The organism is Pseudomonas sp. NPDC098747 (genome assembly GCF_044760045.1).
In the GTDB taxonomy this organism is placed as follows: domain Bacteria; phylum Pseudomonadota; class Gammaproteobacteria; order Pseudomonadales; family Pseudomonadaceae; genus Aquipseudomonas.
Genome location: NZ_JBIWAL010000016.1, coordinates 25,970 through 47,256 on the forward strand (window position 1 = coordinate 25,970; position 21,287 = coordinate 47,256).

Consider the following 21,287-nt stretch of genomic DNA (forward strand, 5'->3'; position numbering starts at 1 on the left):
TTGCGCGTAAATCCGCAGAACAACCCATATCCCTGTGGGAGCGAGCTTGCTCGCGAAGGCGACGTGTCAGTTGATACAACCGTTACTGACACACCGCCTTCGCGAGCAAGCTCGCTCCCACATTAGAGCTAAACAATCTCAGCTATCTGGATCGCCGGGCCATAGCCTTCGATAAACTCCGCCGGCATGCGCTTGGGCTTGCCGGTGGACAGTTCGATGCAGACAAACGTGGTCTGGGCGCGCAGCAGCGTGGTGTGGTCGCTTGGGCGGATCAGCTGGAAATGCCGGGTCATTTTCAGGCGCTGGTCCCAATCGACGATCCAGGTCGCCAATTGCAACTCGTCACCTTCATAGGCCGCCGCCAGGTAATCGATCTCGTGGCGCACCACGGCCATCGCCCGATCCAGCCGCCGGTACTCGACCAGATCCAGCCCCAGACGCTGCGAGTGGCGCCAGGCGCAACGTTCAAGCCAGGTCACGTACACCGCGTTGTTGGCGTGCCCCAGCCCGTCGATGTCCTCGGCGCCCACTTGCAGATCAATGGTAAACGGCGTCGCCCGATCCCAGCCCATGCCACACTCCCGGTCAGATTATTCAACCGAAGCAGTGTAACGGATGCTCACGCCGATTGGCGCGCCTGAAGGCTGCGACCGGTCAGCAGTGATAACACGCCATCAATCACCCGTGGGTCGGCCAGCACGCGCTGATGACCACCGCTTTCAAGGCGCAGCAGACGACTGTCGAACCAGGATTCGTGGATTAACTGGGATTCCTTGACCGAGACAAAGTTGTCGTCCTCGGCATGCACGATCAGGCCGGGCATATCCAGTTGATAGTGCGCGACGTCGAGGGTGGCGGCACGCATGCCGACATCTTGCTCGACCTGGCGAATGAATGCGGAACGCGCTCTGGGCGGCATCCCCACGTAGCGGGCAAATCCGCGCAGCACGCCAAGAATGCGCGCGGGCGCGGCAATGCTGACGAGGGTTTCGGTGCGCAGGCCCAACTGCACGGCGAGCATCGCACTGGCGCCGCCCATGGAGTGACCAATGACGGCTTGCAAGGGCGGCAGTTCTGCGGCGGCTTCAAGCATGGCGCGGGCAAACAACACGACATTGGCCTCACGCCCCGGTGAGCGACCATGGGCCGGGCCGTCGAGTGCAACCACCGTATAACCGGCGTCGACCAGTGCAGTGATCAGCGCCGCAAATTGAGTGGGCCGCCCTTCCCAACCGTGCATCAGCAAAACCGCAGGACCGTGGCCCCAGCGCAAAGCTGACAAACCGAAGCGCAAAGTGATCCGTTCGGAATTGGCCAGCAGCGGCAATTCCCAATCACGCAGTGGCAGAGCGCGCGGCGTCATGAACGCCAGACGCATTTTGCTCGCCACCCGATGCGGTGCAATCCAGCCCAAGGTGCCATTAACGCCACGAACCCACTTCAACGTGTTCATCGCTCTCTCCTCAGGCGTGTTGCCTTCAGGTCAACGCACCGCCGACTTGGCAGCGCGCAGCAATCGATCGGATAAGTCTCCCGGGCCGAGCGCTCTTGCGAGTGCCAGACCACCCACCATCAAGGCCACGTCAGCCAGGGCTTTGTCGGTGTCCTCAGGGCTGGACGCCAACTGCGCAATCATCAATTCCAGGTGTTCGTTCAGCGCAATGCGGAACGACTCAGGCAAACGGCCCAATTCGCCAATGGAGGCAGGAATCGGACAGGCCGCCTCACTGGAGTCACGGTGCTTACGCGACAGGTAGAACGCAGCGACGAGCGAGCGGCGTTCTTCGCCGGTCAGTTCGGTGTCCATGTCGGCAATCAGGTCGCGACGCCGACCCAGCAACTGCTTGAACGCTTCGAGCATCATCGCGTCCTTGCTTTCGAAGTGCGCATAGAAACCGCCGACAGTCAGGCCGGCTGCGCCCATCACTTCGCCCACGCTTGGGTCTGCCGGGCCGCGCTGGATCAGTGCGGCGCTGGCAGCCTTGAGGATGCGTTCGCGGGTTTGAGCTTTTTTATCGTTCATCGTTGCCTCCGAATATTACGACTAGAATATTATTCGCATAATAATATTCCACAAGTCAAGAATATGACCGTTGGTCTGAAGCACAGTGTATGGAAAAAGGAGAGTTGGCCAAACGCCAGACAAACAAAAGGGCCATTCAATAATTGAATGACCCTTATAAAATCCCGCAGAGCGGGTAATCGTGGCGTCCCCTAGGGGACTCGAACCCCTGTTACCGCCGTGAAAGGGCGGTGTCCTAGGCCACTAGACGAAGGGGACACAAACCCTTCTATACAACTGATCAGTGCTGAGAGCTGATCGATTCAAGGCCGGTGTGGCCAGACCTTGAACTTGTAAAATTGGTGGAGCTTAGCGGGATCGAACCGCTGACCTCCTGCATGCCATGCAGGCGCTCTCCCAGCTGAGCTAAAGCCCCGGATTTTTCGCCTCGCGGCGGAGTGACATCTTGCAACATCACTTCTGTAAAACTGGCGTCCCCTAGGGGACTCGAACCCCTGTTACCGCCGTGAAAGGGCGGTGTCCTAGGCCACTAGACGAAGGGGACGTAAACCCTTCTATACAACTGATCAGTGCTGAGAGCTGATCGATTCAAGGCCGGTGTGGCCAGACCTTGAACTTGTAAAATTGGTGGAGCTTAGCGGGATCGAACCGCTGACCTCCTGCATGCCATGCAGGCGCTCTCCCAGCTGAGCTAAAGCCCCTCATCGTTGATGTCATCGCTGAGGACGGGGCGAATCTTAATGGCGCTTCTGAGGGCTGTCAAACTTATTTTTAAAATATTTCAAAGTTTTTTGCCGACATAACAATCACTTACCGCCCCCCCCCGTAAAACGGGGATGCTGCCGAAGAGCCGGATCAAAAGAGATCACAACCTCCGACAGCGCAACACAGCCTCAGGCGATAGCGCCCAGCAGTTTTTCCCACTCTTTGTTTTCTTTCTTCGACACGCCGCCCAGCAGGTCAATCGCCTGACGCAGACGGAAGCGGGTCAGGTCCGGCCCGAGGATTTCCATCGCATCAAGCACCGACACCGAACTCGCCTGCCCGGTGATCGCCGCGAACATCAACGGCATCGCATCACGCAGTTTCAGCTCCAGCGACTCGACCACCGCCTGAATCGTCGCAGTGATGCTGTCCTTCTCCCATTGACGCAGGCTTTCCAGCTTCCACAGAATCAATTGCATCAACTGGCGAACCTGATCGCCCGAGAGCTTTTTCGATTCGAACAGTTTGGCATCCGGATTAACGCCGCCGGCGAAGAAGAACCCGGCCAACGGTGCGACCTGGCTGAAGGTTTCAACACGGCCCTGCACATGCGGCGCGATCTTCATCATGTATTCCGGGTTCAGCGCCCAGGTCTGCAAGCGGCTGGCGAACTCTTCTACCGGCAGATCACGCAGCCACTGGCCGTTGAGCCACGACAGTTTCTCGACGTCGAAGATTGGCCCGCCGAGGGACACACGCTTGAGGTCGAAGTTGTCGACCATTTCCTGCAGCGAAAACTTCTCACGCTCGTCCGGCATCGACCAGCCCATGCGCCCCAGATAGTTGAGCATCGCTTCCGGCATGAAGCCCATGCGCTCGTAGAACGTCACCGAGGTCGGGTTCTTGCGCTTGGACAGCTTGCTCTTGTCCGGGTTACGCAGCAGCGGCATGTAGCACAGCTCCGGTTGCTCCCAGCCGAAGTACTCGTAAAGCAGGATCAGCTTCGGCGCCGACGGCAGCCATTCTTCGCCGCGCAGCACGTGGGTGATGCCCATCAGGTGATCGTCGACCACGTTGGCGAGGAAGTACGTCGGCAGGCCGTCGGTCTTCATCAGCACCTGCATGTCCATGCGATCCCACGGGATCTCGACATCGCCACGCAGCATGTCCGGCACCACACAGACGCCTTCGCTCGGCACTTTCATGCGGATAACGTGGGGCTCGCCGGCGGCCAGGCGAGAAGCGACTTCTTCCTTGGACAGCAACAGCGCACGGCCGTCGTAACGTGGAGTTTCGCCACGGGCCTGTTGCTCGGCGCGCATCTGGTCCAGCTCCTCTGCCGTGCAGAAGCACGGGAAAGCGTGACCCAGTTCAACCAGTTGCTGGCAATATTTCTGGTAGATATCGCCACGTTCGCTTTGACGATACGGGCCATGCGGGCCGCCGACGTCAGGGCCTTCACTCCACTCGATGCCGAGCCAGCGCAGGGCGTCGAAGATCTGTTGTTCAGACTCGCGCGTCGAACGCAACTGATCGGTGTCTTCGATCCGCAGGATGAACTCACCGCCATGCTGCTTGGCAAAGCAGTAGTTGAACAATGCGATGTAAGCGGTACCTACATGGGGATCCCCGGTAGGCGATGGCGCGATGCGAGTGCGGACGGTGGTCATGGCATGTCTCGAAAATAATGAAAAGCAAAGATCAATAAGCGGCGAATGGTAACAGGCGACACCCGCCCCGCTCCAGCGGGCAGGGTATTTAAGCCAGGTTTGTGTCTGTCAGGTCCGTTGGCCGTGGTGAATGGCCGGATAATTCACCGCACCATCACACAGCCAAAAGACGCTCGCGCAGCTTGGAAATTTCATCACGCATCTGCGCCGCCGCTTCAAACTCCAAGTCCCGAGCAAGCTGATACATCTTCTCTTCCAGCGCCCGAATGCGCTTGGTGATCTCGCTTGGCGAGCGCAACTCGGCCTCGTACTTGGCGTTTTCTTCGGCGGCCTTGGCCATGCCCTTGCGCTTCTTGCTGCGCGAGCCGGGCACCGTGGCGCCTTCCATGATGTCAGCGACGTCCTTGAACACACCTTTTGGGGTGATGCCATTTGCGAGGTTGAAGGCGATCTGCTTGTCGCGACGGCGTTCGGTCTCGCCAATTGCGCGCTCCATCGAACCGGTGATGCGATCGGCATACAGAATCGCCCGGCCGTTGAGGTTACGCGCCGCACGGCCGATGGTCTGGATCAGCGAGCGCTCGGAGCGCAGGAAGCCTTCCTTGTCCGCGTCGAGGATTGCGACCAGTGACACTTCCGGCATGTCCAGGCCCTCACGCAACAGGTTGATCCCGACCAGCACATCAAAGGTGCCGAGGCGTAGATCGCGGATGATCTCGACCCGCTCGACCGTGTCGATATCCGAGTGCAGATAACGTACGCGCACGCCGTGGTCGGCGAGGTAATCGGTCAAATCCTCCGACATGCGCTTGGTCAGCGTGGTGACCAGCACACGTTCTTCCAGCGCCACGCGCTTACCGATTTCCGAGAGCAGGTCATCCACCTGAGTCAATGCCGGTCGGATTTCGATTTGCGGGTCCACCAGACCGGTCGGACGCACCAGTTGCTCGACAACGCGACCGGCGTGCTCCGCCTCGTAATTGCCCGGCGTGGCCGAGACAAAAATCGTTTGTGGGCTGATGGTTTCAAATTCGTCGAAACGCATAGGCCGGTTGTCCAGCGCCGAAGGCAGACGAAAACCGTATTCCACCAAGGTTTCTTTACGCGAGCGGTCACCTTTATACATCGCGCCGACTTGCGGCACGCTGACGTGGGATTCGTCGATTACCAGCAAGGCGTCGGCCGGGAGATAGTCGAACAAGGTCGGTGGCGCTTGGCCGGAGTCACGACCCGAGAGGTAGCGCGAGTAGTTTTCGATGCCATTGCAGTAGCCCAGCTCGAGGATCATCTCCAGATCGAAACGGGTGCGCTGCTCCAGACGCTGGGCTTCCACCAGTTTGTTGTTGCTGCGCAGGTATTCAAGACGCTCCTGCAACTCGACCTTGATCCCCTCGATGGCGCCAAGCAGGGTTTCACGCGGCGTCACGTAGTGGCTCTTAGGGTAGAAGGTAAAGCGCGGCATCTTGCGGATGACTTCGCCGGTCAGCGGATCGAACGCGGAAATACTCTCGACCTCGTCATCGAACAGCTCGATGCGGATGGCTTCCAGATCCGATTCCGCCGGGTAGATGTCGATCACATCGCCGCGTACGCGAAAGGTCGCGCGGGCAAAATCCATGTCATTGCGGGTGTATTGCAGGTCGGCCAGACGCCGCAGCAGCGCACGCTGATCGAGCTTGTCGCCGCGATCGACGTGCAACACCATCTTCAAATAGGTTTCCGGGCTACCCAGACCATAGATGCACGACACCGTGGTGACGATGATCGAGTCCTTGCGCTCCAGCAGCGCTTTGGTCGCGGAAAGGCGCATCTGTTCAATGTGGTCGTTGATCGACGCATCCTTCTCGATGAAGGTGTCGGACGACGGCACATAGGCTTCGGGCTGGTAGTAGTCGTAGTAGGAAACGAAATACTCGACCGAGTTGTTCGGAAAAAAAGCCTTGAACTCACCGTACAATTGCGCAGCGAGGGTCTTGTTCGGCGCCAGCACCAGAGTCGGACGCTGAATTTGCGCGATGACATTAGCGATGCTGAAGGTCTTGCCCGAGCCGGTCACACCGAGCAGCGTCTGGTGCGCCAACCCAGCCTCGATGCCCTCCACCAACTGGCGGATGGCTTCCGGCTGATCGCCGGCGGGCTCAAAGCGGGTGACTAGCTGGAATTCGGACATACACACCTCTGGGATCGCGGGGTTCCGAGCAAAGCGGAACACCACGGGGACGACCGCAAACGACCGATGTCGCGCAAGAAAAAAGCTGGATTGTGCTGAATGTGGTGGCGATTGCCTTGGCTTTCAAGGCAAACGCCCTACATCCGGTAAAAACTCTGACACGCTCAATCGACTAACGGTCAAGAAATAATCGGAAAAACTTACCCTAAAAGCCGAATCGCCTGTCGCCATTGCTCGGTGATGGCCTCTATACTAGCTCCCCGTTTGTGCACCGCTCTAGTGCATCCGGCTGGAGCGCGACACGTCCCTCCACTCCCCATTCAGAGCCGCCGCAAAAATGAGCCTGTTCTCCGCTGTCGAAATGGCACCCCGCGATCCAATCCTGGGCCTCAACGAAGCATTCAACGCCGATACCCGGACCACCAAGGTCAACCTGGGCGTAGGTGTTTACTGCAACGAAGAGGGGCGAATTCCACTTCTGCGCGCCGTTATCGAAGCCGAGACGATTCGCGTCGCTCAACACGCTTCGCGCGGTTACCTGCCGATCGATGGCATCGCCGCCTACGACCAGGCCGTGCAAAAGCTGCTGTTCGGTAACGACTCGCCGCTGATCAGCGCCGGTCGCGTCATCACCACTCAGGCCGTCGGCGGGACCGGCGCACTGAAAATCGGTGCCGACTTCCTCAAGCAACTGCTGCCGAACGCCGTTGTGGCGATCAGCGACCCGAGCTGGGAAAACCACCGCGCGCTGTTCGAAACCGCCGGTTTCCCGGTACAGAACTACCGTTACTACGACGCAGCCACTCACGACGTAAACCGTGCCGGCATGCTCGAAGACCTCAACGCCCTGCCGAACGGTTCGATCGTTATCCTGCACGCCTGCTGCCACAACCCGACCGGGGTCGACCTGACCCCGGCGGACTGGAACAACGTACTGGAAGTGGTCAAGGCCAAAGGTCACGTGCCGTTCCTCGACATGGCTTATCAGGGCTTCGGTGACGGCATCGACGAAGACGCCGCGGCTGTGCGCCTGTTCGCAGAGTCGGGCCTGACCTTCTTCGTTTCGAGCTCGTTCTCCAAGTCGTTCTCGCTGTACGGCGAGCGCGTTGGCGCGCTGTCGATCATCAGCGAGTCGAAAGAAGAAAGCGCGCGCGTGCTGTCGCAGGTCAAACGCGTGATCCGCACCAACTACTCCAACCCGCCGACCCACGGTGCAAGCATCGTCGCCGCCGTGCTGAACAGCCCGGAACTGCGCGCGCAGTGGGAAGCCGAACTGGCGGAAATGCGCCTGCGTATTCGCGGAATGCGCGAGCAAATGGTCAGCCTGCTGGCAGAAAAAGCGCCACAGCGCGACTTCAGCTTCGTCGGCCGCCAGCGTGGCATGTTCTCCTACTCCGGCCTGACCACTGAACAGGTTCATCGCCTGCGCAACGAGTTCGGCATCTACGCCCTGGACACCGGCCGCATCTGCGTGGCTGCGCTGAACCAGAGCAACATCAAGGCTGTAACGGATGCGATTGTTCAGGTCATCTGATTTCGCGCCGCGATGAAAAACGGGAAGCCTTCAGGCTTCCCGTTTTTATTTGTCCCGAAAATGTGTCCACACCCTCTAGACTGCACACAGATTTAACTGTGGGAGCGAGCAAGCCCGCTCCCACAGGGTATGAGTCAATCCGAGAATTTTGCGAGAAACCCCATGAAAAACGACAACCTGCGCGCCGACCGTGACGAGATGGATGATTTCATCCCTCGCGCACCGGCCAAACGCGAAAAAAGCCTGGTGCTGCAAGTGGCAGCCGGGGTGTTTCTCGGTGGCCTGGCCCTGTGGCTTGTGCAACTGGCAGCCACAGCGGCTTACGCCAAGCTGATGATGGGCACCATCACTTTCGGCAGTTAAGCCAATTCGCTCGCACGTTGGCTGGCGGCATCGTCATAGACAACGTACAGCGATTCGGCGATCTGGCTTTTAATGGCCTTGGCGGTTTCCAGGCCGAGGACAAAACCCTCTGCCTTGCCGCCAGCGCGGTTTAATTCTTCAGCGGTGCTGGCCTGGGTGATTGCATCGAAGAGTTTTTCGGCGTGCGGGCCGACGCCTTTTGGCAGGCTGATTTGAGCGGTGGTCATGCGAGCACCTCGATGTGCAGTGATGTGTGATTCATGGCGCGTACCTTTTCGGCGAATGGCCGGCAGCGCGTGTGACCACTTCCGGGCGGCCATGGTAGTCCTCTGAGGCGATTCTGGTAACCGCCAATCGCCTACAAACCACCGTCCGTCCTGACGAATCACACAAATCAATAACAGACGCTTGACTTCTCTTTTTGAATCAGTAACATACGCACCAATTCCGCAATAGCTCAGTTGGTAGAGCAAGTGACTGTTAATCACTGGGTCCCTGGTTCGAGTCCAGGTTGTGGAGCCAAATACTAAAGCCCCTGAATCGAAAGGTTCAGGGGCTTTTTTGTGGGCGCTCGAAAAAGATCATCTCCACGGAAACCAAAAGGCCGATCTGTCTCACAACAGATCGGCCTTTTTATTCGATCAGCGATCAGACGTGCTCGCTGCTCTTCACCAGAACCTTCGGCGCACCGTGACCATGGTCGTGATCCGCGTCGACTTCGATCACCGGTACTTCCTTGCCATCGCAGTCATGCAGTTTGCCATCGCTGAAGTAGTCACCCTCACGCAGCGCTGCAAGATCGCGATAGCGCAGAGTTCGCTCCTCCGCCACGGCAAACACCGACTGCTGGTCAGAGTTGCCGGCAGTGAAGTGGTTAAACGCCAGGTTAAGCAGGATCGCCATGACCGCCGACGAGCTGATGCCCGAGTGGAAAATGGTCGCGAACCAGCTCGGGAATTGATCGTAGAAGCTCGGCGCAGCAATCGGGATCATGCCGAAACCAATCGAGGTCGCGACGATGATCAGGTTGACGTTGTTGCGGTAATCAACCTTCGACAGCGTGCGGATACCGCTCGCCGCCACCGTGCCAAACAGCACGATACCGGCACCGCCGAGTACCGAAGTCGGCACTGCCGCGATCACCCGCCCCATGAACGGCAGTAGACCGAGAATCACCAGAAACAAACCACCGGTGGCGACCACATAACGGCTCTTGATCCCGGTCACCGCCACCAGCCCGACGTTCTGGGCGAAGGCACTTTGGGTAAACGAACCGAAGATCGGCGCAAACATACTCGACAGCATGTCTGCACGCAGACCATTGCCCAGACGCTTGGAATCGACTTTGGTCTCGATGATTTCACCGACCGCCAGGATGTCTGCCGAAGTTTCCACCAAGGTCACCATGACCACGATGCACATCGACAGGATCGCTGCGAAGTGGAAGGTCGGCATGCCGAAATGGAACGGCGTAGGGAAGCCGAACATCGGCCCTTGAGTGACGCTGGAGAAGTCCGCCATGCCAAGGAACACCGCCAGCACTGTGCCGATCACCATGGCCAACAGGATCGACAAGCGCGAGATGGTCGAGCTGCCGACCTTGCTCAGCAGCAACACCAACACCAGCGTGACCGCCGCCAGACCGATGTTCTGCACGCTGCCGAAGTCCGGCGCGTGACTATTGCCGCCCATGGCCCAGCGTGCGGCAACCGGCATCAGCGTGAGGCCGATGGTGGTGATCACAATGCCGGTCACCAGCGGCGGGAAGAACTTGGTAATGCGCGAGAACACCGGGGTGATCAACAAACCGATCAGTGACGCGGCAATCACCGCGCCAAGCACCGACTGGAAGCCACCCTCCCCGCCGCTGCTGACGATCGCCACCATGGTCGCAACGCCGGAGAACGACACGCCCTGAACCAGCGGCAACTGACAGCCGAAAAACGGTAGACCCAGGGTTTGCAGCAGCGTCGCCAGCCCCCCCGCAAACAATGAAGCAGCAATCAACAAACCAATGTCCGCGGGCGACAGCCCGGCGGCCTGACCGATGATCAGTGGCACCGCGACGATACCGCCATACATGGTCAGAACATGTTGCAGGCCGTAAGCCATATTCGCGCCGACCCCGAGATTTTCGTCCTCGGGCCGTTGGTGTGAAACATGGGGCGTTTTCATGGTGGGGGGTTCCCTGGTTTTTGTTATGCGCACACTGTATTCAAAAGTCGCGACAAGTGTCTATCGCTTTGTATACAAAATATCATCTCCAGTTATCCGAAACCCGAACCGCGAAGAGCTATTGAGCTCAACCTCGGCGCGTGGCAGGATCGGCGGCATGCCGTATGGATTAACGGAAACCCTTTCCGGGATCAGATATGGAATTCAGCATGAGTGGAAAACCAGCTGCACGCGCTACAGACGCCACAAACTGCCCTGGGCATGCCGCACAGAAAATCGCTTCCGGCTCGCCCGACGTTTTTTTCGATGGATTGCCAGCCGCGCGCCTCGGGGATCCTGCCTCTTGCGGCAGTACCATCAGTAGCAATATTTCGGCAACGGTCTTCATCAACGGAAAAAATGCCGCCACGCAAGGCAGCCTTGGCACTCATGGCGATGTCATCATCGGCGGCTCCGGCACGGTCATCATTGGCCAAAGTGGCGGTGGCGCAGCGGTCAGCCCAGTTCCCCCGATCTACCTCGGCTTCGACGAGCAATTCACCCTGTCGGACGCCGAAGGCCAGCCTGTGCCGGACTTCGCTTATAAAATCACCACCGCCTCAGGCAAGATTTTCCGCGGAGTCACCAATGAACGGGGGCTGACCCAACGCGTCTCTACCAGAGCAACCGAACTGTTGCATCTGGAACCCGACGACCTGGCCTGAACAGGCGGAATCAGTCTGCTGAAAATTATCTGAAAGGAGCTGTAACCAGCATGGCGCTTGCGATCCTGAACAATAACCTCGCCCCCTCGAACAGGCAGAGTGGCAGTACCCACCCGTCTACCGTCGTCACCAAATACACCAAACGCGCTGGCGACGACGGCTGGCTGAGCGTAAAGCTCGAACCCAAGGGCACCCTCGTCGCGCTGTGCGAATTCACCAAAGTGACACTCGCCAAGGAGTCAGGTGGTCGAACCTACTTTCGGATTGCCGATGGCAACTCGGAATTCGTCGGGCAGACCGCCAGCCTGAAGACCGAAAATGCCTTGAAGTACCTGATAGACACGCCGCCCACAGGACCGGCGACTGTGAAGGTCAAATACACCGGCGCACCGGCGCATGCCGTATCGGAGTTCAAAGGTAAAATCCTTCAGCAATGGGCCTAGGTCAGTTTCAACGGCAAAACGGCAAAGGTGACCCTCAATAGTAAGTGGGGCGGCCAATACACACCGATCCCGCCCGGCCGCCACCGGATCATGGCACCCGACCGCTCCCACGGGAACATTTCAACCGGCGGCTATAAGACCAAAGGCAGCCTGCATTGCACAGATGTCTGGTTTCCAATCGAACTGCAAGGCGCGAAAGGCAATAGTAGCCGTTACATCCATGTCGGCCATTTGTCCGACGGCTGCGTCACTTTTTATGAGTTGATCAAATGGAACGATGTCTACGATTACCTCATTTGCCGGCGAGTCAAAGGTGAAGGCGGGAAATATGTCGGCGAACTGCTGGTGGAGAAATAAATGAAACGGCTGTTCCTTATCCGATGGATACCCGCGCTGTTGCTGGTAATTGCCAACAGCGCCAGTGCCGATTTTGGCTGTGATGACTTTCTGTCGAAGCTCGCAGACAAGCCATCGTTTGTTGAATTCAAAGGCTGCAAGCAGGCGCTTGACCGCATGGGCCGGCCATTTTCAGCCAGTTATGAAGTATCCGGGGCCAATGCTTCGAAAGCCGAACAGTACCTTGAGCAGCACTTCGGGATATCGCCGATCACGCGCGCCTGTTGTGTCTGGGACTCAACCCAAAATGGTTTCAGGGATCCAGCAACAGGCATCAACTACCTGATCAGCATGGGCTCAGAAGAAACAGAGGTCAGGCAACGAGAGTCGTGGGCCGAGATCAATCTCTTCACGATCCAGGTCGATGCTTACGCTGAGTATCCCTGAACCGGCTCGAGAAGGCGTCTGAGCACCGGCCTCAACAACTCTGGGTTCGCAACCCGTATCCCGAACTCAACCTCAAGCAGATCGAGTAAATCCTCTACATCCACGACATCACGCCGCTCGCTGTCGGCCCCCATGCGATGGATCGCGAAACTGCCATTGTTCAATGTACGCCGCCAGCCATCGCCAGTGCGCGCAACCATCAGGCGATTGGCAAACGGTGATTGCGGATGCGTCGAGACGTACCAGTTGCCGATGGTGAAATCGATATCTTCCTGGCGCTGCAAATCGAACAGGTACATCGGCCGCCATTCGCCCCCGACGTTGGCGCGCAGCATGTAGCCATCGGGTTGTTTTTCGATGCGGTACGGTTCGTGCGGTGTGGCTTGCTCGGCATCGGTATCGAGCATCAGCGGTGCGGTTGGCACCATGCCGCCGAAACCGACATCGGTGATGTAGCGCACGCCGTCGAGGGTTACCAGACTCAATCGATGGGTGCGCGCGGTCCAAGTGCCTTCGGGCTGATTCATGACCACTCGCCCGCTGATGGCCCGAACGTCAAAGCCCAATTCAAACAACAAGGCAAAAAACAGATGATTGAGTTCGTAGCAGTAACCGCCGCGTCCACCGTGCAAGATTTTCTGCTCAATCGAGGCAAGATCGATCAATACCGGGGCGCCGGCAACCGTCGCGAGATTTTCAAAGGTGAAAGCGCCGGTATGGCGCAATTGCAACTGACGCAGGGTTTCCAGGGTTGGTGGCGGTGGCGCCGCGAAACCCAGGCGTTGTAAATACAGTTTCAGATTCGTCAGGCGGGGCTCACTCATTGCTCAGTCCTTATGCATGGGGCCGCAAGTCACTGCGTTGATGGTCGCCATGTATACGGTATCGGGCAATGAATTCGACAATTGATTTCACCAATCGCCCCTAGCGTTTTTTGCGTGAACCGATGCGAACCCACGTCGGCGCATGGTCGCTGGCGTGCGGTTCGTTGCGCACCCAGGCATCCACACCGGCATCGTGCAAGTAGGGGCTCAGCGCCGGGTTGAGTAACAGATGGTCGATACGCAAACCGGAGTTGCTTTGCCAGTGCTGGCGAAAATAATCCCAGAAGGTATAGAGGCGCTCTTCGGGATACAGATGCCGCAGCGAATCGGTCCAGCCCTGCCCCAGCAAGCGCTGATAACACTCGCGGCTTTCGGGTTGCAGCAACGCATCCTTTAGCCATGAGCGGGTGTTGTAGATGTCCAGGTCGGTGGGCACGACATTGTAGTCACCCGCCAGCACCACGGGGTGATCGCTGCTTTGCAGATCCTTCGCATAGGCGATCAGCCGTTCAAACCACGCCAGTTTGTAATCGAATTTCGGCCCCGGCTGCGGGTTGCCGTTGGGCAGGTACAGGCAACCGACCAGCACGCCGTGCACCGCTGCTTCCAGATAACGGCTGTGCTTGTCCTCGGGATCACCGGGCAAGCCGCGCCGACTCTCCAGCGGTTGCGCATCGCGGGCGAGAATAGCCACACCGTTCCATGCCGCCTGACCGTGCCAGATCGCGCCGTAACCGGCAGCTTCCAGTTCGCATGCAGGGAATGCGCTGTCGAGCGATTTGAGTTCTTGCAGACAAACGATGTCCGGCTGCTCGCGCTTGAGCCATTCCAGCAGGTTGGGCAACCGCGCGCGCAGACCATTGACGTTGAACGTGGCGATCCGCAGGTTTTTCATCGTCCGAGGCTCGTGCCAGAGGGTGTGGAGATTCTGACCTTGTCACCCCCGCACTGGTTGCATCGGATCCCCCCTCTGAGGCGCCCCCCTCACAAAAACACCATAAAACCCTGTAGGGGATTGTTGGTGTCTCTGAAATTACCCGTGCATCCGACCAAAACGCCCGGACTGGAAGTCGGCGAAGGCCTGATGGATTTCCTGCTCGGTGTTCATCACGAACGGGCCGTGGCCGACGATCGGTTCGTCGATCGGCTCGCCGCTGAGGAGCAACACCACCGCGTCCTCGCTGGCCTCCAGAGTCAGCTGATGACCATCGCGCTCGAACAATACCAATTGTCCTTCACGCGCTGCTTGTGCACCGTTGATTTGCACCGAGCCTTTCAACAACACCAGCGCAGTATTGCGCCCTTCGTGCAGATCCAGCGTCAGCAACTTGCCAGCGTTCAGGCGCAGATCCCACAGATCGATGGGCGTGAAGGTGCGCGACGGACCTGTGTGACCGTCGAACTCACCGGCGATCAAACGCAGGCTGCCTGCATTGTCCTTGAGCGCGATGCTCGGAATGTCACCATCGAGAATTGTCTGGTAACCCGGCGCAGCCATCTTGTCCTTGGCCGGCAGGTTGACCCACAGTTGAACCATCTCCAGCTTGCCGCCGGTTTTGGCGAAGTTTTCCGAGTGGAACTCTTCATGGAGTATCCCGGACGCGGCGGTCATCCATTGCACATCACCCGGGCCGATGGTACCGCCGCTACCCGTCGAGTCGCGGTGCTGCACTTCACCGTCGTAAACAATCGTTACGGTTTCAAAACCACGGTGCGGATGCTGACCCACGCCGCGCCGCTCGGTGGTCGGCGTGAATTCGGCGGGCCCCGCATGATCGAGCAGCAAAAACGGGCTGATGTGTTTGCCGAGGTTGTCGTAGGAAAACAGTGTACGAACCGGAAAACCATCGCCGACCCAATGGCCGCGAGGGCTGGTGTAGATACCGATGATGTTTTTCATGGCGGGCTCCAAATGGGTGAATGACGCAATGGATTAAGCTTAATTGCATGACGACTAATGCACTAGACGGCAAAAATCAGCTTCAGCGTTCTATCTGGAGGACAGTGAGTTCCCGAAAGGCTGAAGACCGGGGCGCGGCCAACGCCTGACCAGCCCGAAAGGCATTGCGCCTGCCTGGGATTAAACGGCGGATTTTAGCCCTCAGTCCTGAAGACGCTGCGCGAGGCCGTGCATGGCCTCACGCAGCGTCGTGATCGCCATGACGACGGCCACGGTTTCAACCTCGTGGCACGCCTGCTCAAGATCAGCGCACGCCGACACCACACGCGCTGCGCCCACCATCTGCGCGCCGCCCTTGATGTGATGGGCCAGCTCGCGCAGCCCGCTGCGGTCATGCTCTTGGTTCAAATCGTCGAGGCGTTGCAGATCGTGATGCAGGCTGCGCAATACTTCTTCACGCAGGCTTTCAATCATCGAGTGATCAACGCCAGCCATCTGCTCCAGCGTGCTCAGGTCGATTTCCGTCAATGCCCGGTCTTCGATCGGTTCGACACCACTGACGCAATGGCTGGCCCCCGACAACGCCTGTTGCAGATCGTCCAGACGAATCGGTTTGAACAGGCATTCGTCCATTCCGACATCGAGGCAACGAATCTTCTCCTCGACCTGGGCATTAGCGGTAAAACCGATCAGGAGGCAAGGCGCGCGACCGTTCGTGGCTTCTTCGTCACGGATAGCCCGCGCCAGTTCATAGCCGTTGCGCCGGGGCATGTTGCAGTCGGTGATCACCACATCGAACGGCTGTGCCCGCCAACGCTCCAGTCCTTCATAGCCGTCCTCGGTGTCCACCGTGCGATGGCCCAGTTCACTCAACTGCCAGCACAGCAACAAGCGGTTCACCGGATGATCGTCTACCACCAGAACGCTCAGTGAGCACACTGGCGTATCCGGCGTTTGCAGCGTTGCCGGGGCAAGCGTGATGGCGGCCAGCAGCGGCAGTTCTAGGCTGACGTGCACCTGCGTACCCTGGCCAGGTTCGCTGTCGAGGCGCAACGTGCCGCCCATCATTTCGCAGAGGCTGCGACTGATCACCAGGCCCAATCCGGAACCACTGCGCACCGATCCGGCGTTGTTGCTTGCCTGTACGAACGGGCTGAACAACCTTTGCCGGTCCTGCGCACTGATGCCGATGCCGCTGTCTTCGATGACCACTTTCACGGCCAGTCGCAAGGCCGAAACTGCTGTCACTGTCAGCCTCAGACTCACTTCGCCTTCTTCAGTGAACTTGATCGCGTTGCTGAGCAGGTTCGACAACACTTGCTTGAAGCGCGTCGGGTCAATCAATACATCAACGTCGCTGTGTGCACCGAGCTCGACGTGCCACAGCAAGCGTTTCTGCCGCGCCAGCCCCTCAAACACCCGGCACACCGACACCACCAGTTCCCGCAGGTTGGCCCGTTCAGGCGCCAGGGACAAATGCCCGGTTTCAATGCGCGCGATGTCGAGGATGTCGCCGATCAGTGCCAATAACTGTTGCCCGGCATTGGATGCGACCTGAATGGCCAAGCGATCCGTCACGCCCTCATCGGCGCGTTTGAGCGCCAACTCGAGCATGCCGATCAATGCATTCATCGGCGTGCGAATTTCATGGCTCATGGTTGCCAGAAACGTGGTTTTGGCCCGGTTAGCGTCGTCCGCGGCGTCCTTGGCTAGCTGTAATTGTTGTAACCACTGCTGGCGCTGGCGGATCTGCCAGCGCTGAAAACCAATCCACACAAACGCCGCCAACAGCAGGCCCGCCGCACCGGCAAACCCAAGGAGAATATCGCGGCGATGACGCAGCCAATAACTCTCTTCTACCACTACATCATGGCCCCAGCGTTCAACCAGTTCGTCCATCTGCTGCGGGGCAATGCTCAGCAATGCCTTGTTCAGGATCGAATGCAGCGTAGAAGCCTGCGGCGCAGTGGCCAGGGCAATGCGGGCCGGTTGATCGCCGACGGTGCTGGCAATACGCAGACGATCGCGGTAGTGACGCGCGATCAGAAACCGCGCTACCAGCAACGAACTCACTGTGGCGTCGACCTGCCCTTTGGCAATCAACGCCATGCTTTCAGCGGGGCTTGTGACTTCGACAAAACGTATTTCAGGTACGCGCTCCTGCAAATAGTCGCGCAAGGGGTGGCCGCGATAAATCGCTAACCGTTTACCCACCAGGTCATCGAGATTGCGCGGGCTCGTCGCCGTTGTCTCACTGACCAGCACAAACGGATTGTTCAGATAGGCCCGGGTGAACTGCAGTTCGGTTTCACGCTCGCTGCTGGGCGTCACCACGGGCAACACGTCAAGCTCACCGGCCTTCAGTTGCTCGATCTGGCGATCCAGCGACAGCCCGCGCACGATCTCGAAATTCAGCCCGCTGCGTTGGCCGATCAGGCTCAGCAGTTGCGCCGCAAGCCCACTGAAACGGCCACCCGCGTCAAAAAAACTCAGCGGGGCAAAATCCTCGATGCCGCCGACCCGCACCACCGGATGTTGGTCCAGCCACTGCTGCTCAACGACACTGAGCTGCACCCGTGATTGTTCGGCCATCTCGGCAAGACCGACGCTCCAGCGCAGTTCGATGCGTTGCCGTTGTTCCATGGGAATCGCCGCCAACGCTTTGTCGACGAGACGTTTAAGGTGCACATCGCTACGCATCAGCGCAAAACCGAACGGATTGGCATCAAGCCCCGCTGGCCCGGCCAATTGCAGGTCGTTGCGATAATTGGTGTTGATCAAGTAGCTGGCACTGATGAAGTCACCCAGATAAACATCATCTGCACCAAACGCCACGGCTCCCAGTGCATCCATTGCCGAGGAGTAAAGTTGCACGCTCGCTTCGGGGTAGAACGCCTGCACCGTCGCCCACTGCATGTAATCCTCGACCATGGCGACACGCTTACCCGCGAGATCCATCGGCATGGACTCTTCAAGCCGGGTCACCAGCATTGGCTGATCTTCAGCATAGGGTCGGGACAGAACGATCGCAGGGTCGGCGATCTCGAAGCTGTTGGATGTCCCCAGTACGTCGAGATCGCCACTTTTGAGTGCCGCCATCACCGCATCCCGGTTGGCAAAACGCCGGACTTCGATTCTGAGGCCAAGCAGTTGCGCCAACAGGTCGGCGTAATCGGCCGTGAGCCCTTCCAGTTCATGCTGATTGCGGGTGATCTCGAACGGGGGGTAATCGCGACCGGAAATGCCCATGCGCAACACTGGATGCCGACTCAGCCATTGGCGGTCTTGTTCGTCCAGACGAATCTGGACATTATCCAGTCCGGAGCGGGTCAACACCTCCAGCACCTGCGGCGTTTCACTTGCCCAGCACGAGGTTACAAGGCTCAGCCACAGCCAACAGACACGCCCTCCCTGGCTCATGTCCGGATGCTCAGATCAAGTGATTGCGCTTGGCGAAATCGCGCAAGTGCACCGGTGTACCCATTCCGAGCTTCTTCATCAGTCGGGTTTTGTAGGTACTGACAGTTTTGTGACTGAGGTGCATGTCCTCGGCAATCGCCTTGTTAGCCTTGCCCTGCGCCAGTTGCACGAAAATGCTCAACTCTCGATCAGACAGCTGATCGATCATCTGTTTTTCCGTGGCTTGCACTGCGTTCAACACACTGACGTTGTCCGGCATTGCGGAAAAATAGGTGTAGCCCGACATCACGGCCTGTATGGCTTTGTGCAGCTGTTGCAATTGATTGGTCTTGGTCACGTAAGCCATCGCCCCGGCGCGCAGACAGCGCTCCTGGTAAAACAATGGATCGTGAGAACTGAACACCAGGACTCGGCAGTCAAGATCGTTGGCCTTGATCCGCGCCAGTACGTCCAGCCCGTCGAGTGCAGGCAAACGCAAATCAAGCACGACAAGCCGGGGCCGATGCTCGCGGAGCAGTTGCACCACCTCGTTGCCACTGGACGCCTCGTGAATCTCCTTGAAGCCTTCGGTTTGCAGCACGATTCGGATGGCGGCGCGCACCACCGGATGATCGTCGACGATCAGCGCTGACTTCATTTCCACTCCCGGTACAAAATCTGGCAATGAGCCCCCCGGAATCGGCTGATCCAGGCTCAAGGGCTGCGCCGCGACTGTTACACGCAATGGAATGGAAATCACCTGTCAGATCTGACAGTTGCGGCCAGCGTATTTCTATGCATGAGCCCGACGCCGCTCAACCCCATCCTGTTTCCATTGGGGTGCATCGACCAGCGCCATCAAGTCGCTGATCAACTGCCCGCCGGGCAACGCCGCATGGCTGATTTGCACGTTCTCCTGCACGAAACCCGATGCCACCTGCAACGGCGCCGAGGGTTCGTTGTAGATCAGCGCATGACACACCTGCGGGTTATCGAGGAAAAACCCCAGCAGATCCAGCGACCCCACCGCCAGTTCGGCGTTGATAACCACCACATCGAACGGTTCGCAGCCGTATTCCACCAGCGTCAACAGCTCGGCGATACTCTGCACCGGGGCAACGCAGTAGTAGTCGAGGCCGTTGAACAGGCGCTCGACTTTCATCCGGTGAAAATGCTGCGGATCGGCGATCAGGATACGCAGAGCTTTATTTATCATGGTCAATCCTCCGGTGATCAGGTTTCTGGGTGCGGCAAGACTACGCAACCTCAACAGAAGGTTCTGTAGGACTTTTCCTAAAAAAAGTCATTCGCCCGAGATCTGCTGATAACTGCGCCGTTGCAGCCAGTTCAGCAAATCGGTTCCGGCCATCGGTCTTGCGTACCAGTAGCCCTGCCCTTGCGTGCAACCCAGAGCCAGCAGCTCTCGGCGTTGCGCATCGGTCTCGATGCCCTCGATCACCACGGTCATGCCGAGGGTTTCGCCGAGCGCCAAGGTGCTGCTGATGGCTGCCCGGCAACGAGGTTCACGCTCAAGGTTACGAATGAAATCAGCATCGAGCTTGATCTCGTTGAAGGGCAACTGACACAAGCGTTGCAGCGAGGAATACCCGGCACCGAAGTCATCGATCGACAAGCGACAACCCATCATCCGCAACCGCACCAGACTTTCCAGACTGGTAGCCGGCGCTTCCAGCAAGCCGCTTTCGGTCAGTTCGAAGGTCAGGCCCGCACCTTGAGCGGCGTGGCGCGCCAGAATGCCTTTGAGGGTGGAGATCAATTCAGCGTTGGCCAACTGCACGGCTTGCAGGTTGAACGCCAGATTCAGGACGAAACCCTGCTCCCGGGCGCTGCGCTGGATATCCAGGGCCTGATCGAGCTGAGAGAACAGCAACTCGTCGAGCAAGCCGCAGCGTTCCAGCACCGGCATGAACAGCGCGGGCGAAATAATTCCTCGGGTCGGGTGCAGCCAGCGGCAAAGTACTTCTACACCGCAGACTTCACCGCTGCGCAGATCGAATTTTGGCTGATACCAGGCGTGCAATTGGCCATCGGACAACGCCCGCCGCACGGACACCTCACTGGCCAGCGTGACGACCGCCGACGTTGCCTCGCGAAGGCTCGGTCGCTCAACATATTTGTCCAGCAGATCGGCCAACACTTGGGTATGCAGGGGTTTACCGACATCGCCCAACAGGTCCAAACCGAGCAGCGTGACCATTTGATGCACCGCGCGGCGCAGATCGGCCGACAACGAACTGCTGATGATGACCGACTTTACCTGCCCGGAGGCGCCCACGCGTTGCAAGAACTGCAGGCCGTCCATGCCCTCCATTTGCAAGTCGCACAGGGCAATGTCCACGCAGCCGACCACCTTCAACAGCGCCAGCGCCTGCTCGCCGTCACAGGCTTCGTATATCTGCTGACACCCCAGGCCTTGCAAAATACTGACTGCAACAGAGCGTTGGAACGCGTGATCTTCAAGCACCAGAATTCGAAGCGTCTGAAGGGACATGATCGTTGCCTTGCTGATTGTGGAGTTCGTACAAGTGTCCTGTGTTTCTGCGTAGGACTCGTTAGGAAAAGTCCCAAATCTC

20 protein-coding genes and 5 tRNA genes are annotated in these 21,287 nt (G+C 58.5%); 7 read left to right on the forward strand and 18 right to left on the reverse strand.

What is annotated here, in order from left to right:
* Window positions 1–128: 128 nt before the first annotated feature.
* The 9 genes from ACIQVE_RS12570 to uvrB form a co-directional block, all read right to left on the reverse strand.
* Window positions 129–572 (reverse strand): acyl-CoA thioesterase, encoded by a 444-nt coding sequence (locus ACIQVE_RS12570; protein ID WP_402808496.1) that lies wholly within the window; start codon window positions 570–572, stop codon window positions 129–131.
* Window positions 573–619: 47 nt separating this feature from the next.
* Window positions 620–1,453 (reverse strand): alpha/beta fold hydrolase, encoded by an 834-nt coding sequence (locus ACIQVE_RS12575; protein WP_402808498.1) that lies wholly within the window; start codon window positions 1,451–1,453, stop codon window positions 620–622.
* Window positions 1,454–1,483: 30 nt separating this feature from the next.
* Window positions 1,484–2,023 carry a TetR/AcrR family transcriptional regulator gene (locus ACIQVE_RS12580; RefSeq protein ID WP_402808501.1) on the reverse strand — a complete coding sequence of 180 codons (540 nt, stop codon included), beginning with the start codon at window positions 2,021–2,023 and terminating at the stop codon, window positions 1,484–1,486.
* A 182-nt stretch (window positions 2,024–2,205) separates the two neighbouring features.
* A tRNA-Glu gene (locus ACIQVE_RS12585) sits at window positions 2,206–2,281 on the reverse strand.
* An 81-nt stretch (window positions 2,282–2,362) separates the two neighbouring features.
* A tRNA-Ala gene (locus ACIQVE_RS12590) sits at window positions 2,363–2,438 on the reverse strand.
* A gap of 53 nt (window positions 2,439–2,491) precedes the next feature.
* Window positions 2,492–2,567, reverse strand: a tRNA-Glu gene (locus ACIQVE_RS12595).
* Between the two features lie 81 nt (window positions 2,568–2,648).
* Window positions 2,649–2,724, reverse strand: a tRNA-Ala gene (locus ACIQVE_RS12600).
* Between the two features lie 192 nt (window positions 2,725–2,916).
* On the reverse strand, window positions 2,917–4,398 hold the full coding sequence (gene gltX, locus ACIQVE_RS12605) for a glutamate--tRNA ligase (protein ID WP_402808504.1): 1,482 nt from the start codon (window positions 4,396–4,398) through the stop codon (window positions 2,917–2,919).
* Between the two features lie 154 nt (window positions 4,399–4,552).
* Window positions 4,553–6,568, reverse strand: coding sequence for an excinuclease ABC subunit UvrB (uvrB, locus tag ACIQVE_RS12610; RefSeq protein WP_402808506.1), 2,016 nt, complete (start codon window positions 6,566–6,568; stop codon window positions 4,553–4,555).
* A gap of 337 nt (window positions 6,569–6,905) precedes the next feature.
* Here uvrB and ACIQVE_RS12615 point away from each other — a divergent pair, with 337 nt between their 5' ends.
* Together ACIQVE_RS12615 and ACIQVE_RS12620 are read left to right on the forward strand one after the other, a co-directional pair.
* Window positions 6,906–8,102: an amino acid aminotransferase gene (locus tag ACIQVE_RS12615; RefSeq protein ID WP_150594675.1), complete on the forward strand. Its 1,197-nt coding sequence runs from the start codon at window positions 6,906–6,908 to the stop codon at window positions 8,100–8,102.
* A 162-nt stretch (window positions 8,103–8,264) separates the two neighbouring features.
* Entirely contained in the window at window positions 8,265–8,465 is a 201-nt protein-coding gene (locus ACIQVE_RS12620) for a hypothetical protein (RefSeq protein WP_402808509.1), read from the forward strand.
* On the opposite strand, the gene ACIQVE_RS12625 is transcribed toward ACIQVE_RS12620, so the two are convergent.
* Window positions 8,462–8,692 (reverse strand): hypothetical protein, encoded by a 231-nt coding sequence (locus ACIQVE_RS12625; RefSeq protein ID WP_042558588.1) that lies wholly within the window; start codon window positions 8,690–8,692, stop codon window positions 8,462–8,464. The genes ACIQVE_RS12620 and ACIQVE_RS12625 overlap by 4 nt on opposite strands.
* A 219-nt stretch (window positions 8,693–8,911) precedes the next feature.
* Here ACIQVE_RS12625 and ACIQVE_RS12630 point away from each other — a divergent pair.
* Window positions 8,912–8,987: transfer RNA gene (locus ACIQVE_RS12630), tRNA-Asn, on the forward strand.
* A 126-nt stretch (window positions 8,988–9,113) separates the two neighbouring features.
* Here the strand turns inward: ACIQVE_RS12630 and ACIQVE_RS12635 are convergent.
* On the reverse strand, window positions 9,114–10,640 hold the full coding sequence (locus ACIQVE_RS12635; protein WP_402808512.1) for a nucleobase:cation symporter-2 family protein: 1,527 nt from the start codon (window positions 10,638–10,640) through the stop codon (window positions 9,114–9,116).
* A gap of 209 nt (window positions 10,641–10,849) precedes the next feature.
* Here ACIQVE_RS12635 and ACIQVE_RS12640 point away from each other — a divergent pair, with 209 nt between their 5' ends.
* The 4 genes from ACIQVE_RS12640 to ACIQVE_RS12655 are packed head-to-tail and all read left to right on the forward strand — an operon-like array spanning window position 10,850 to window position 12,570.
* Complete coding sequence (locus ACIQVE_RS12640) at window positions 10,850–11,344, forward strand: PAAR domain-containing protein (protein ID WP_402808598.1); 495 nt, start codon at window positions 10,850–10,852, stop codon at window positions 11,342–11,344.
* A 50-nt stretch (window positions 11,345–11,394) separates the two neighbouring features.
* Window positions 11,395–11,787 (forward strand): hypothetical protein, encoded by a 393-nt coding sequence (locus ACIQVE_RS12645; RefSeq protein WP_402808515.1) that lies wholly within the window; start codon window positions 11,395–11,397, stop codon window positions 11,785–11,787.
* Window positions 11,788–11,814: 27 nt separating this feature from the next.
* Window positions 11,815–12,144, forward strand: coding sequence for a hypothetical protein (locus ACIQVE_RS12650; protein WP_402808517.1), 330 nt, complete (start codon window positions 11,815–11,817; stop codon window positions 12,142–12,144).
* Window positions 12,145–12,570: a DUF4952 domain-containing protein gene (locus tag ACIQVE_RS12655; protein WP_402808520.1), complete on the forward strand. Its 426-nt coding sequence runs from the start codon at window positions 12,145–12,147 to the stop codon at window positions 12,568–12,570.
* Here ACIQVE_RS12655 and ACIQVE_RS12660 read toward each other — a convergent pair.
* The 7 genes from ACIQVE_RS12660 to ACIQVE_RS12690 form a co-directional block, all read right to left on the reverse strand.
* Entirely contained in the window at window positions 12,552–13,394 is an 843-nt protein-coding gene (locus tag ACIQVE_RS12660; RefSeq protein WP_402808522.1) for an arylamine N-acetyltransferase, read from the reverse strand. The genes ACIQVE_RS12655 and ACIQVE_RS12660 overlap by 19 nt on opposite strands.
* Window positions 13,395–13,494: 100 nt before the next feature.
* Complete coding sequence (locus tag ACIQVE_RS12665; protein WP_402808525.1) at window positions 13,495–14,289, reverse strand: exodeoxyribonuclease III; 795 nt, start codon at window positions 14,287–14,289, stop codon at window positions 13,495–13,497.
* Between the two features lie 138 nt (window positions 14,290–14,427).
* Window positions 14,428–15,294, reverse strand: coding sequence for a pirin family protein (locus tag ACIQVE_RS12670; protein WP_402808528.1), 867 nt, complete (start codon window positions 15,292–15,294; stop codon window positions 14,428–14,430).
* Between the two features lie 201 nt (window positions 15,295–15,495).
* The gene (locus tag ACIQVE_RS12675; protein ID WP_402808530.1) at window positions 15,496–18,714 is read right to left on the reverse strand and encodes a transporter substrate-binding domain-containing protein; all 3,219 of its coding nucleotides are present in this window, start codon (window positions 18,712–18,714) and stop codon (window positions 15,496–15,498) included.
* A 10-nt stretch (window positions 18,715–18,724) separates the two neighbouring features.
* Window positions 18,725–19,351, reverse strand: a complete 627-nt coding sequence (locus ACIQVE_RS12680) for a response regulator (protein WP_402808532.1) — start codon at window positions 19,349–19,351, stop codon at window positions 18,725–18,727.
* Between the two features lie 135 nt (window positions 19,352–19,486).
* Window positions 19,487–19,909: a chemotaxis protein CheY gene (locus ACIQVE_RS12685; protein WP_402808535.1), complete on the reverse strand. Its 423-nt coding sequence runs from the start codon at window positions 19,907–19,909 to the stop codon at window positions 19,487–19,489.
* A gap of 87 nt (window positions 19,910–19,996) precedes the next feature.
* Window positions 19,997–21,205 carry an EAL domain-containing protein gene (locus ACIQVE_RS12690; RefSeq protein ID WP_402808538.1) on the reverse strand — a complete coding sequence of 403 codons (1,209 nt, stop codon included), beginning with the start codon at window positions 21,203–21,205 and terminating at the stop codon, window positions 19,997–19,999.
* Between the last annotated feature and the right edge of the window lie 82 nt (window positions 21,206–21,287).

Bases quoted from the DNA above. Each gene is read 5' to 3' on its own strand.
- ACIQVE_RS12575 (WP_402808498.1), bottom strand. From the start codon at position 1,453: ATGAACACGTTGAAGTGGGTTCGTGGCGTTAATGGCACCTTGGGCTGG.
- ACIQVE_RS12690 (WP_402808538.1), bottom strand. From the start codon at position 21,205: ATGTCCCTTCAGACGCTTCGAATTCTGGTGCTTGAAGATCACGCGTTC.
- ACIQVE_RS12635 (WP_402808512.1), bottom strand. From the start codon at position 10,640: ATGAAAACGCCCCATGTTTCACACCAACGGCCCGAGGACGAAAATCTC.
- ACIQVE_RS12625 (WP_042558588.1), bottom strand. From the start codon at position 8,692: ATGACCACCGCTCAAATCAGCCTGCCAAAAGGCGTCGGCCCGCACGCC.
- ACIQVE_RS12580 (WP_402808501.1), bottom strand. From the start codon at position 2,023: ATGAACGATAAAAAAGCTCAAACCCGCGAACGCATCCTCAAGGCTGCC.
- ACIQVE_RS12670 (WP_402808528.1), bottom strand. From the start codon at position 15,294: ATGAAAAACATCATCGGTATCTACACCAGCCCTCGCGGCCATTGGGTC.
- ACIQVE_RS12680 (WP_402808532.1), bottom strand. From the start codon at position 19,351: ATGAAGTCAGCGCTGATCGTCGACGATCATCCGGTGGTGCGCGCCGCC.
- ACIQVE_RS12685 (WP_402808535.1), bottom strand. From the start codon at position 19,909: ATGATAAATAAAGCTCTGCGTATCCTGATCGCCGATCCGCAGCATTTT.
- ACIQVE_RS12655 (WP_402808520.1), top strand. From the start codon at position 12,145: ATGAAACGGCTGTTCCTTATCCGATGGATACCCGCGCTGTTGCTGGTA.
- ACIQVE_RS12675 (WP_402808530.1), bottom strand. From the start codon at position 18,714: ATGAGCCAGGGAGGGCGTGTCTGTTGGCTGTGGCTGAGCCTTGTAACC.
- ACIQVE_RS12640 (WP_402808598.1), top strand. From the start codon at position 10,850: ATGAGTGGAAAACCAGCTGCACGCGCTACAGACGCCACAAACTGCCCT.
- gltX (WP_402808504.1), bottom strand. From the start codon at position 4,398: ATGACCACCGTCCGCACTCGCATCGCGCCATCGCCTACCGGGGATCCC.
- ACIQVE_RS12620 (WP_402808509.1), top strand. From the start codon at position 8,265: ATGAAAAACGACAACCTGCGCGCCGACCGTGACGAGATGGATGATTTC.
- uvrB (WP_402808506.1), bottom strand. From the start codon at position 6,568: ATGTCCGAATTCCAGCTAGTCACCCGCTTTGAGCCCGCCGGCGATCAG.
- ACIQVE_RS12570 (WP_402808496.1), bottom strand. From the start codon at position 572: ATGGGCTGGGATCGGGCGACGCCGTTTACCATTGATCTGCAAGTGGGC.
- ACIQVE_RS12615 (WP_150594675.1), top strand. From the start codon at position 6,906: ATGAGCCTGTTCTCCGCTGTCGAAATGGCACCCCGCGATCCAATCCTG.
- ACIQVE_RS12665 (WP_402808525.1), bottom strand. From the start codon at position 14,289: ATGAAAAACCTGCGGATCGCCACGTTCAACGTCAATGGTCTGCGCGCG.
- ACIQVE_RS12645 (WP_402808515.1), top strand. From the start codon at position 11,395: ATGGCGCTTGCGATCCTGAACAATAACCTCGCCCCCTCGAACAGGCAG.
- ACIQVE_RS12660 (WP_402808522.1), bottom strand. From the start codon at position 13,394: ATGAGTGAGCCCCGCCTGACGAATCTGAAACTGTATTTACAACGCCTG.